Below are 11748 nucleotides of genomic sequence, written 5' to 3' on the forward strand. Positions count from 1 at the left end.
CTACTGTCCCTCTCCGCGGACCAGAATGGACGAGGTGGCGGTGGCGACGGGCTCGCGCCCGTCTGCGGTAGCGGCGGAGGCACCGGCGGGCAGGGCGAAGATCTCCTGGCGTGTGGTGATCATCGCTCCCCCGCCCATGGCGCGGACGCCGTCGACGTGCAGTTCCGCCACGAGCCGGTCCCCGGCGACGATGGGACGGTGGTGGATGAACCGCTGGTCGGCGTGGACCACGCGGGAGAAGTCGATGCCGGCGTCGGGGTCCTCGATCAGCTGGGCGTCCGCCCGTTGCGCCACGATGATGGCGAAGGTCGGGGGCGCCACGAGGTCGCTGTGCCCCAGCGCCCTGGCCGCCTCCACGTCGAAGTGGGCGGGGTGGGTGGCCTTGACCGCGCGGGCGAACTCGCGGATTTTCTCGCGGCCGACGTCGTACACCTCTTTGGCAGGGTAGCTGCGCCCCTGCAGATCCGGATTGATAGTCATGGGTTCAAGCCTAACGGCAGGCCCCCGGGCGCCCGCGCCGATGACAGGGGGCCGGACAGAATGACGGCCATGCGGTATGATGAAAACATCATTTCATCAATTCACTGCCGGATTCACGGATCCGCAGTGACGAGAAAGCCCAGGCAGCGATGATTTCACCAGCGCAGACCCCCTTGTACGAGATCAAAGCGAACCTGTTCAAGGCCCTCGCCCATCCGGCGCGGATCCGCGTGCTCGAACTGCTGTCCGCCGCGCCGGACAATGCGGCGCCCGTCAGCTACCTGCTGGCCGAGACGGGCCTCGAGGCCTCCCACCTGTCCCAGCACCTCGCCACCCTGCGGCGGCACGGGGTGGTGACCTCGTCCCGGACCGCGAACGCCGTCACCTACCGGCTGGCCCATCCGAAGATCGCCGAACTGCTGGCCATCGCCCGGACCTTCCTCCTGGACACCCTCGCCGATTCCAACGAACAGCTCAAACTCGCCAAGGGACTCCCCAGCGAGCATCTGCAGGGTTCCGCTTCATGAGTGCCCTGCCGGGCACGCTCACCCGGTTCCTGCCGTCCCGCCGTGACTACGAGGGGCTGCGCTCATCCTGGAAAACGGATCTGCTGGCGGGAATCACCGTCGGGATCGTGGCCCTGCCGCTGGCGCTGGCCTTCGGAGTGAGTTCCGGCGTCGGCGCCGAAGCCGGACTCATCACCGCCGTCGTGGCCGGGCTGGTCGCCGCGGTCATGGGCGGCTCGCACGTCCAGGTCTCCGGCCCCACCGGCGCGATGGTGGTCGTGCTGGCCCCGGTCGTTGCGCTCCACGGGGTCGGCAGCATCGCGCTGGTCTCCCTGATGGCCGGGCTGCTGGTGGTGATCCTGGGCATCAGCGGGCTGGGCCGGGCCGTGGCCTTCATCCCGTGGCCGGTGGTGGAGGGCTTCACGCTCGGCATCGCCGCGATCATCTTTCTCCAGCAGGTTCCCCTGGCCACCGGCACGGAGGCGGTGCCGGGCCACAACACCCTGCTGGCCGCCTTCGAGAGCGCCTCGCAGGCCACGCTTCCCACCGTTCTTCAGACGCTCGGCGTCGTCGCGGGGGTGGCGGCCGTGATGTTGCTGCTCCCGAAGCTGAACAAGGCCCTGCCCGCGAGCCTGATCGCGGTGCTGCTGGCCACCGTGGCCGCCGAGCTGCTGCAGCTGGACATTCCCCGGATCGGCGACCTGCCGCATTCCCTGTCGGCGCCGTCGGTCCCGGCCTTGGACCCGGCCCTGCTGGGCGGGCTGCTGATGCCGGCGGTGTCCATCGCGATGCTGGCCGCCATCGAGTCCCTGCTCTCCGCACGGGTGGCCTCCGGCATGGTCGGCCCCGACGGGAGGCCCTCCGGGGCGTACAGTCCGGACCGGGAGCTGATGGGGCAGGGGCTCGCCTCGGTGGCCGCGGGGTTCTTCGGCGGCATGCCGGCCACGGGCGCGATCGCCCGGACGGCGGTCAACGTCCGCTCCGGCGCCAAGACCCGGCTCTCCGCGATTGTGCACGCCCTGGTCCTGCTGGCCATCATCTACCTGGCGGCGGGCCTGGTCGGGAAGATCCCGCTGGCCGTCCTGGCCGGGATCCTGATGGTCACGGCCACACGGATGGTCTCCCGCCGCACGGTCACCGCCATCATGGGCTCCACCCGCGCCGACGCGTTCGTGTTCGTCCTGACGGCGCTGATCACCGTGGCCTTCGACCTGATCGTGGCCATCGAGATCGGGCTGGTCGCCGCGGCCATCTTCACGCTGCGGAAGTTCGCCTCGCTCAGCGGGGTCAAGCGCGAGGAGATTCCGGGACCGCGCGAGGAGGGGGACGAGCATATCGCGATCTTCCGGCTGGACGGGGCCATGTTCTTCGGCGCCGCGGAACGGGTCCTGCAGGAAATCAGCCAGGTCAAGGACATCCAGGTCGCCATCATCCGGCTCTCACAGGTGCGGATGCTCGACGCCACCGGGGCCCACACGCTGGTGGAGGTCATCTCGGCGCTGGAGCTGCGCGGTGTGACGGTCCTGCTGAAGGGCGTCCAGCCGCAGCACCTGGAGCTCGTGACCAACGTCGGGGTGATCCGCTCGCTGCGGCACCACAAGCACCTGTTCACGACCCTGCCCGAGGCCGTGGCGCACGCCCGCAGCCATGTGCTGCGGAACGCGGCCGCTAACGCTTGAGGTTTTTGCGGATCGTCTGGCCGCGGACCACGATCCCGGCGATGTGCAGGACCAGGCCGAGTCCGATCACGGCCAGGGAGGCGACGGCCAGGTCCTGGTTGCCGGAGCTGTTGCCGACCAGGTTCAGGACGATGCCGACGCCGAGCAGGCCCATGGCGCTGAAAACGAGCACCTTGTAGGTGGTTGGCGCGGAGTCCCAGAATTCTTTCAGCACCGTGCCAGTCTACTGGGGACCGCCGGCGGTCCCTGCGACACTCACAATGCCTCGCGACACTCGAAATACCTGGCGACGCCGGAATACGGGCGCGTCCGGTATCTTGCGCGTCGCGGGGCGGCTTCCGCGTCAGAAGGCCCGTCAGAACAGTGCTTCCTGGACCGCCGGGACGCCGGAGCCGTGGTCCCCGAGCTCAATCCTGCGCGCCTTCAGCTGCCCCAGGTTGACGACGAAGTCGAGATCGGCGCCGTCGAGCCGGGCCAGCGCGACGCTGCCGCTCAGCGAGTCGATCCGGAACCCGTGGGCTCCGGTGCTGAGCTCATGCGGGTAGGCGTGCCGGGCAGCCGGTGCGCAGACCTCATCCGACAGGCCCGGCCGCTGCCAGTGCTCGTCCACGACGGCGAAGCCGCCGCCCCCGGCACCGGCCAGCAGCGCGCGGACCGCCGCGGCCAGCCGGCTGTTCCGGGCATCCAGTTCGGCGGCGGGCGCCGGCCCGGTCAGGGCTGCGGCTTTGGCGGCGGAGCGGATCTGCTGGGGGATGCCGGCGTCGCGGGTCACCAGGTCCTCGAGGTTCCTGACCACCCGGCCGTCGTCGGCGCGGGCGACGTAGCGGGCGGCGACGGCGCCCTGTTCCGCGAGTCTCTTCCATTTGCGCAGGTTAGCTGCGGTGCCCACCTTGCTGGCGCCGTTGGCGAAGGTGGCGATGTAGAGCCAGTGCGGCTGCATCAGGTAGGCCCGCAGCCCGGGCGGCACACGCCCGCCGCGGTGAAAGTCGTGGATGAGCCGCGAGTCGTCCACGACGAAGCACCGCTCGCACTGGCTGCCCTTCACGGCCGGCGCACGGTCCGGGCACAGGACGTGATCGCGGTCGGCGGGCCCGTGGACCTTGTGGTGCCCGAGGCAGTGCTTCCCCGCGGTGGCGAGCCGGAAGCCGAGCCGGGTTCCGGCGTCGAGCGGCAGTTCGGTGAAGCCGCCGTCAGGGTCCTGCAGGCGCAGCGCCGGGAGCCCGCCGTCGGGCAGCCCCGAGCCCGCCGGACCAGCCGGACCGGCATCCCAAAAGACCCCGTGGACCAGATAACAGGTATCGGTCACGGGGTCTCCTTGGGTCGGGGCAGGCTACAGGGCCGGCTGCACGCCAAAGGCTACCGCGAGCTTCATGATCTTCTCGGCGCGGCCCAGGCGGGGCAGGTCGGAGCCGTCGCGGATGACGCGGCCGTTGGCCTCGAAGTCGGCCATGAAGTCGGTGGCCCAGGCGACGTCGGACGGCGTCGGGCTGATGACTTCGTTGATGACGTGGGTCTGGTCGATCGCGAGGCAGAGCTTGCCGGTCATGCCCATCATCACGGTGATCCCGGTCTGCTCGCGCAGGATCGGGTGGTTGGTGCCGACGGTGGGGCCGTCGATGGGGCCCGGCAGGTTCCCGACGCGGCTGGCCACGACGAGCTTGGCGCGCGGGTAGGCCATGGCCTCGGGGGTGGCCGCCATGCCGGTGTCGCGGCGGAAGTCGCCCGAGCCGAAGGCCAGCCGGAACGCGCCCTGGGCCTTGGCGATGTGGTTCGCTTCCTCGATGCCGACGGCGGACTCGACCAGCGGGATGACGGGCGTCTTGCCGTCCATGCGGTGGAAGCTCTCGGTGACCTGGTCCGCGGACTCGGTCTTGGCCAGCATCACGCCGAGCAGGCCCGGGGTGCCGCGGAGCCCGGCAAGGTCATCGGCCCAGAAGGGGCTCGTGGCGTCGTTGATCCGGACCCAGGCGCTGCCGCCGGCGGTCAGCCAGTCCACGACGTGTCCGCGGGCGGCATCCTTCTGCGAGGGGTCCACCGCGTCCTCGATGTCCAGGATGATGGCGTCCGCGCGGGAGGCTGCCGACTGGTCGAAGAGCTCGGTTTTCATGGCATTGACCAGCAGCCAGGAACGGGCGATTTCGGCGGGGATGTTGCGTTGGGTCCGGAGGGTCCCGGCAGTGGTGGTGGAAGTCATGTATCTACGCTATCCGCCCGGGGGCGTTTGCGGTTAAGCGATCCGGCCCTCCGGGGCGACCATTACGACCAAAATCACGTCCCAGGGCTTCTGACTAGCAGCAGGGGCCGTTCTCGGCTTGTCAGAACGGCCCCTGCTGCTAGTTACTTGGGTGGGGCATGACGGGCGGCTAGGGGATGTTGCTGCCGCGCGCCGTCACCCAGAGCCGGTACCACTCGGCCCGAGTCATGGCCGCGGCGACCCCGGCCGCGTCCGCGCAGGCACGGATGCGGTCCGGCCTGGCGGTGCCGATCACGGGGGCGATCCCGGCCGGGTGCTTCATCAGCCAGCCCAGCACGACCGATTCCCCCGTTGTCCTCTTCTCCGCGGCCAGCTGCGCCACGAGCCCGGCGGTCGCTTCCTCCGCGGCCGACGGCGCCGCGGCCGGCGCCCCGGTGTAGAGGCCCCGGGCCAGCGAGCCGTAGGCCTGCAGGGTGATCCCGTGCCGGACACAGTGCTCCACGGTGCCGTGCGGGAAGCTGTAGTCCGTCCCCTCTGCGTGGTTGACCAGCACCGTACTCTCCAGCCAGGCGCGTTTGAACAGGCTCATCTCCAGCTGGTTGGCGACCACCGGCGTCTCGAGCCGGTCCTGCAGCACCTCGATCTGCGCCCCGGACATGTTGGACACGCCCAGCGCCCGGACCTTGCCCTCGGCCATCAGCTGCCCGACGGCGGAGGCCACCTCCGCGGGGTCCATCAGCGGATCGGGGCGGTGGAGCATCAGCACGTCCACGTAGTCCGTGCGGAGCCGGCCGAGGCTGTCGTTGACCCGGGCCAGGATGGCGTCCCGGCTCAGGTCGTAGTAGCCCTCCAGGCCGTGCTCGTTGAGCCGGATGCCGCACTTGGTCTGCAACCGGATCCGGTCGCGCAGCCCCGGAGTCTGGGCGAGCACCTCGCCGAACACGGCCTCGGACTTGCCGCCGCGGTAGATGTCGGCGTGGTCGAACAGGGTGATGCCGGCCGCCAGGGCGGCGTCGACGGCGGCAGCCGCCTCGTCCACGTGCGCGGACGAGTGCGGCTCCGGCGACCAGCTGCCGCCCAGGCCCATGCAACCGTAAATCAGCTCCTGGGCCGGCTGCCCGGCGGGTTGTTTGGGGGGCTGCCCGGCGGGACGACCGGCTTCCCGTCCGGCCGGGGAGCTCACCGCAGCCAGACGGTGGTGCTGCCCGGCAGGAGGTTCCCGACCAGCGGTCCGCTGCTGAGCAGCACGGTTCCGGCGGGCAGCTCAACGGGTTCGTCACCGAAGTTCGTCACGGTCTGCCAGCCGCCGGGGCGGCTGAAGTGCAGCACCGCGGGGCTGGCCGTGGTGTGCCACTGCAGCTCTTCCGAGGTCTGCAGTTCCCGGCGCAGCTTCAGCGCCTGGCGGTAGAACTCCAGGGTGGAGCCCTCCACGCCGTCCTCGGCGGCGACGGCGTAGCGGCCGAACCACGCCGGCTGCGGCAGGTGCGCCCCGCCGTCGCCGAAGCCGAAGGAGCTGCCCTCGGCTGCCCAGGGCAGCGGCACCCGGCAGCCGTCCCGGCCGATCTCCACGCCCTTGTTGCGGAAGAAGGTCGGGTCCTGGCGCTCGGAGTCGGGGATGTCCGCGACTTCCTGGAGGCCCAGCTCCTCGCCCTGGTACAGGTACGCGGACCCCGGCAGCGCCAGCATCAGCTGCGTGGCCGCGCGGGCACGTCGCAGTCCGAGCTCGACGTCGAGCTCCTCGGCCGGGGCGCCGGCCAGCAGCCAGCCCTTCCCGTCCTGGCCCTTGGCGTGCTTGCCGCCGCCCTTGGGCAGCCCGTAGCGCGTGGCGTGCCGGACGACGTCGTGGTTGGAGAAAACCCAGGTGGAGGAGGCTCCGGACTCGGTGGCCTCGGCGAGGTTCCGGGTGATGATTTCGCGGAACTCCTCGGCGTCGAAGTCGGCCTGCAGGAGGTCGAAGTTGAACGCCTGGCCCAGGCCCTCCGGGCTCGCGTAGCGGCCGCGGCGGCTGGCGTGGACCCAGGCCTCGGCGACCGCGGTGCGCGGCGGGTTGTATTCGTTGAAAACCTCGCGCCACTCGACGTAGATCTCGTGGACCTCGTCGCGGTCCCAGAACGGGTGCGAGCCGTCGTCGTGGCCGTCAGCGCCGGAGCCTGCCGGGCTCAGCTCGACCTTGGACAGCAGCGGCTCGGTGAGGTCCTTGGTCAGGGCGTGCGCGACGTCGACCCGGAAGCCGTCCACGCCGCGGTCGGACCAAAAGCGCAGGGTCTTGAGGAAGTCGTCGCGGATTTCCCGGTTGGACCAGTTCAGGTCCGGCTGTTCCTTGGCGAAGATGTGCATGTACCACTGGCCGGGGGTGCCGTCCGGCTCGGTGATGCGTTCCCAGGCCGGGCCGCCGAAGACGGACTCCCAGTCCGACGGCGGGAGCTCGCCGTTCTCACCCTTGCCGTCGCGGAAGATGTAGCGCTCGCGGGCGTCGGAGCCGCGCGGGGACGCGAGGGCTTCCTGGAACCAGACGTGGCGGTTCGAGGAGTGGTTGGGGACGATGTCGGCGATCAGCTTGATGCCCGCGGCGTGCAGGGCGGCGGACATCTCGTCGAAGTCCTCCAGCGTTCCCAGCTTGGGGTCCACGTCGCGGTAGTCATCGACGTCGTAGCCGCCGTCCGCGAGGGCCGAGGGGTAGAACGGGCTCAGCCAGACGGCGTCGATCCCGAGCTGCTTCAGGTAGGGGACCTTGGCCGTGATGCCCTTGATGTCACCGAGTCCGTCGCCGTTGGAGTCGGAGAAGCTGCGCGGGTAGATCTGGTACACGGATGCCTGCCGCCACCAGTTGGGGTCGGCGGCGAGATCGGAACCGGACAGGGTTGCCAGCGTGGCGGTGTTGGACAAGGGGAGATCCTTCGGGTTCGGAGCGGTGCTTCTGATAATTTAGATACAAGCTAAATATATTGCCGGATCAATTATGGGTCCGCAGTCACGGGGAGGTCAAGATTCTGATGCCGCACGCAGCCGCCGCCACGCCCCAGCTGCTGCGCCGGGTCAACGCCCGCTCCGTGCTCGGCGTCATCCGGACCACGGAGGTGGCCACCGGGACCGAGCTGATGGCCCGGACCGGACTGACGCGGGCCTCGGTGATCGCCGTCTGCGAGGACCTGATCCGGCGCGGCTGGATCCGAGAACTGGAGGCCCGCGACGAGGAGCAGCCCGGAAGTCCGCGCAAGGGGCGCCCGGCCCGGCGCTTCGAGCTCAACAGCGGCGCCGGGTACGTGCTGGGCCTCGACATCGGTGCCGGCACCACCACCGCGGCGGTCGCGGACCTCCGCGGCACCATCCTCGGACGGTCCAGCGAGAGCTTCCGGGCCACCGACATCCCCGCGGAGGAGCGCATCGACGTCGTCGACCGTGCCTGCCGCCGGGCGCTGTCCGCCGCCGGGACCGGCCCGGACAAGGTCCTGGCCGTCGGTGCCGGCATCGCCGCCCCGGTGGACCGTGCCGGCAACGTGCTGGTCACGCAGCATTTCTGGAGCCTGTTCGACGTCGGGCTCCGCGCGGCACTGAAGGAGCTGCACGGTTGGACGGTGCTGCTGGAGAACGACGCGAACCTGGCCGCCTTGGGCGAACGCTGGCGGGGTTCCGGCGCCGGCGTCGACGATCTCGTGGTGCTGCTGGCCGGCGAACGGCTGGGTGCCGGGGTGATGGAGTCCGGGCGGCTGTTGCACGGCCGCGGCGGCGCGGCCGGCGAAATGGGGTACCTGGACCTCGTCGAGGGCGTCGGCTCCAGCGACGGCATCGCCAGCCTCGCCCGGCAGTGGTCCGCAGCCGGCGGCGGCCCCGCCGCGGGCGGTGCGGCGAGCGCCCGCCGTGTGTTCGAGGATGCCGCCGCCAGGGATCCCGCCGCGCTGGCCATCCTGGCGCGCATCTCGGACCGGATGGCACGGGTCATCGCCACCGTTTCCAGCTTCGCGAACCCGGAGCAGGTAGTGATCGGCGGGGCGGTGGCCGACTCCGCCGGCGCGCTCCTGCCGGGCATCACGGCCCTGCTCCCCCGGTACACGGCGACTCCCCCGCGCGTCACGGTCTCGCCCCTGGGCGACGCGATTGTCACCGTCGGCGCCGTCCGGCATGCCCTGGACTACGTCGAGGCGAACGCCCCGGAGCTGGAACTCGCGCGGTAGGGCATCCCGGCTGCATGTCGGGGCACTGTTGGCGGGGTGCCCCGGCTTTGCTCAAGATTAGGCAACGATTCGCTACGTAAGGCGAAGGATTCCTGCAGGTTCCCTGTTCAAACGGCGCGCCATCCGTAGACTGACCTCACTTCCCGGTCTCCCGGCCGTCCTGCTGAGCGTTCAGTGGGGCGGCGGTCTCATGAAAGACAAAACGTGAACTCAATACGGAAGACGACAGCGCTGCTGACAGCGTTCGTCGTTACTCTCGCCTCGCTCACCGCTGTGACGCTCTCGCCCGCCCTCGCGGATCCGGCGCCGACACCCACGTCGACGGCGTCTGCCACTGCCGCTCCGACGTCGACGGCAACGCCACTTCCCACGTCGACGGCGGCGGTCGCTCCGGCGCCGACCGCGACAGCGGCAGCCACGCCGGCGCCCGGTCCGACAGCGACCACGGCGTCCCCGACAACGGTCCCGGCCCCGGCAACGGTGGAGTCGCAGACTTTGACGAGTCCGGAACCGCTGTTCACTGAGGTCATCGGCGGCACCAATCCCACCTCCAGCCACGGGACGGAGGGGCACGGGACAAAGGGCGCCGAGCAGCACACGGCAACGACCGAGGCCTATTCCATCGCCCGGAGCGGCGACATCAAGGTGAAACTCGTTATGGTCCAGCTGGCGGACAAGAAGGCGACCATCCCGGAGGCGGACGCCCGGGCCGCGATCCAGACCAGCAGCCAGTACTGGCAGGCCATGTCGAACGGCAGGCTGTCCATGAGCGTCGACACCGTCGAAAACAGGTCGAGCAAGGCAACCTCCACCCAGAGCTACTCCTCAATGATGAACACGATCGCCGCCGAAATCGGGTGGGTGCCCAGCTCCTTCACGGCACTCGTGGTGTTCGTGTCCACTCCCACGTTGTCCGATGGGGCGTACGGCGCGGGCTGGAGTTACAACGGAACCAGCGGACGGGTCCTCATGCCGCTCCCGGCAACCCTGACCAAGAGTGTGCTGACGCACGAATTCGGGCACGTCCTGGGCCTGATGCATGCCAACCGGCTCCGCTGTGGAAACGGAGCCGTGGACACCGCCAGCAACGCGGACGGAACGTTCGCCAACAGCACGTGCAGCATCGAGGAATACAAGGACAACCTTGACCTGATGGGTGTCTCCCAGAGCAGCCAGCCGGTGGTCAGCTCCCCCATCTATGAGTTCGGCGGATTTGGCGCTGGCTCCGAGGTCAGAAACCTGGGAAAGGCGGTCGGCAGGAACTCCTACCAGTTGAAGGCCTGGGGCAGCGCCGACACAAACCGCGCCGTCAAGTTCACCGATCCCATCAGCGGGGAGACCTACTACCTTGAGCTGCGTCTTCCGGTGGGCAACGACGCGGCAACGGCCGTCGGCGGCAACCGCGGGGTCAAAGTTGTGCAGGCTTACGGCTCAGGTTCCATCGCCCTGCAGCCCAGCACCACGACATTCAGCGGCTATTACAGCTACAACCAAGCATGGCAAGCCGGCCAGACCTTCACTACGCACGCCGGCACGCGCGTGACCATTGACTGGATCTCGACTTCCGCTGCGGGGGTCACCATCGATGCACTCCAGGTCCCCAAGGGAAACTATGACTCCCTCACCGTGAGCCGTTCGGACATCGGGGCTTCGCTACAAGTTGCAGGGTGGGCGGTGGACATGTCGGACCCGACCGTGGCGTCGCAGGTGCATGTCTACGTCACCAGGCCGGACGGGTCCACAACAGGCTATGCAGTTCCTGCCAACGAATCTCGTCCAGATGTGGACGACGCATTCCAGGTTGGTCCAAACCACGGCTTTCGTCAGGCGTACAAGGCAGAATCTGCTGGCAATTACAAGGTTTGCGTTTACGCAATTGGGCGATATGCAAATGCTGAGCTCGGCTGTAAGTCGCTGAGCGTTGTCGGTACGCCGTCACCGGAAGGCCATTTGGACAGCACCTCAATCGGCAAGACCGCGTCGGGAGCCGCCATAACCGCCCGCGGATGGACCGTTGACCCGGGAAGTCCCAGCACGTCCAACCCCGTCCACATCTATGTCACAGCACCCGATGGTAAAACGCTGGGCTATGCCTTCACCACAAACCAACTACGCGCCGACGTCAACACCGCCCTCGGAATCACTGGCAACCACGGGTACACCGCCGCCATACCCATCACCCAACCTGGCACCTATAAGGTCTGCTCCTACGGCATCGCCATCTCGCCGCTATCCAACGGCAACCGACTCCTCGGATGCCAAACCATCCAGGCCACGCCAGTTCCGTCACCGGAAGGCCATTTGGACAGCACCTCAATCGCCAAGACCGCGTCGGGAGCCACCATAACCGCCCGCGGATGGACCGTTGACCCGGGAAGTCCCAGCACGTCCAACCCCGTCCACATCTATGTCACAGCACCCGATGGCAAAACGCTGGGCTATGCCTTCACCACAAACCAACTACGCGCCGACGTCAACACCGCCCTCGGCATCACCGGCAACCACGGGTACACCGCCGCCATACCCATCACCCAACCTGGCACGTATAACGTCTGCTCCTACGGCATCGCCATCTCGCCGCTATCCAACGGCAACCGACTCCTCGGATGCCAAACCATCCAAGCCACGCCAGTTCCGTCACCGGAAGGCCATTTGGACAGCACCTCAATCGCCAAGACCGCGTCGGGAGCCACCATAACCGCCCGCGGATGGACCGT

Annotated in this window: 11 protein-coding genes; 4 read left to right on the forward strand and 7 right to left on the reverse strand. The window is 68.9% G+C overall.

Going from position 1 to position 11748, the window contains the following annotated elements; all coding sequences use genetic code 11:
- Positions 1-480, reverse strand: a complete 480-nt coding sequence (locus J2W14_RS19680; RefSeq protein ID WP_307465668.1) for an FAS1-like dehydratase domain-containing protein — start codon at positions 478-480, stop codon at positions 1-3.
- A 149-nt stretch (positions 481-629) separates the two neighbouring features.
- Between J2W14_RS19680 and J2W14_RS19685 the strand changes: the two genes are divergently transcribed.
- Positions 630-1007, forward strand: a complete 378-nt coding sequence (locus J2W14_RS19685; RefSeq protein ID WP_307465671.1) for an ArsR/SmtB family transcription factor — start codon at positions 630-632, stop codon at positions 1005-1007.
- Positions 1004-2665: a SulP family inorganic anion transporter gene (locus tag J2W14_RS19690; RefSeq protein WP_307465674.1), complete on the forward strand. Its 1662-nt coding sequence runs from the start codon at positions 1004-1006 to the stop codon at positions 2663-2665. The genes J2W14_RS19685 and J2W14_RS19690 overlap by 4 nt, the downstream gene beginning before the upstream one ends.
- On the opposite strand, the gene J2W14_RS19695 is transcribed toward J2W14_RS19690, so the two are convergent.
- The 5 genes from J2W14_RS19695 to J2W14_RS19715 all read right to left on the reverse strand — a co-directional run bounded on the left by J2W14_RS19695 (position 2655) and on the right by J2W14_RS19715 (position 7745).
- On the reverse strand, positions 2655-2879 hold the full coding sequence (locus J2W14_RS19695; protein ID WP_282379689.1) for a DUF3188 domain-containing protein: 225 nt from the start codon (positions 2877-2879) through the stop codon (positions 2655-2657). The genes J2W14_RS19690 and J2W14_RS19695 overlap by 11 nt on opposite strands.
- A 141-nt stretch (positions 2880-3020) precedes the next feature.
- On the reverse strand, positions 3021-3971 hold the full coding sequence (locus J2W14_RS19700; RefSeq protein WP_307465676.1) for a DUF2797 domain-containing protein: 951 nt from the start codon (positions 3969-3971) through the stop codon (positions 3021-3023).
- A gap of 24 nt (positions 3972-3995) precedes the next feature.
- On the reverse strand, positions 3996-4859 hold the full coding sequence (locus J2W14_RS19705) for an HpcH/HpaI aldolase/citrate lyase family protein (RefSeq protein ID WP_307465678.1): 864 nt from the start codon (positions 4857-4859) through the stop codon (positions 3996-3998).
- Positions 4860-5028: 169 nt separating this feature from the next.
- Entirely contained in the window at positions 5029-5961 is a 933-nt protein-coding gene (locus J2W14_RS19710; RefSeq protein ID WP_307465693.1) for an aldo/keto reductase, read from the reverse strand.
- Between the two features lie 77 nt (positions 5962-6038).
- Positions 6039-7745: a glycoside hydrolase family 13 protein gene (locus J2W14_RS19715; RefSeq protein ID WP_307465681.1), complete on the reverse strand. Its 1707-nt coding sequence runs from the start codon at positions 7743-7745 to the stop codon at positions 6039-6041.
- Between the two features lie 107 nt (positions 7746-7852).
- Here J2W14_RS19715 and J2W14_RS19720 point away from each other — a divergent pair, with 107 nt between their 5' ends.
- Positions 7853-9031, forward strand: a complete 1179-nt coding sequence (locus J2W14_RS19720) for an ROK family protein (protein ID WP_307465683.1) — start codon at positions 7853-7855, stop codon at positions 9029-9031.
- A gap of 188 nt (positions 9032-9219) precedes the next feature.
- Here J2W14_RS19720 and J2W14_RS19725 read toward each other — a convergent pair whose 3' ends face one another.
- Positions 9220-9561: a hypothetical protein gene (locus tag J2W14_RS19725; protein ID WP_307465684.1), complete on the reverse strand. Its 342-nt coding sequence runs from the start codon at positions 9559-9561 to the stop codon at positions 9220-9222.
- On the opposite strand from J2W14_RS19725, the gene J2W14_RS19730 reads away from it, so the two are divergent.
- The coding region (locus J2W14_RS19730) for a M43 family zinc metalloprotease (RefSeq protein ID WP_307465687.1) at positions 9527-11748 on the forward strand (2222 nt) is incomplete at its 3' end. The two genes, J2W14_RS19725 and J2W14_RS19730, sit on opposite strands and share 35 nt — an antisense overlap.

The sequence above is a fragment of the Pseudarthrobacter oxydans genome, assembly GCF_030812335.1.
Taxonomy (GTDB): domain Bacteria; phylum Actinomycetota; class Actinomycetes; order Actinomycetales; family Micrococcaceae; genus Arthrobacter; species Arthrobacter oxydans_B.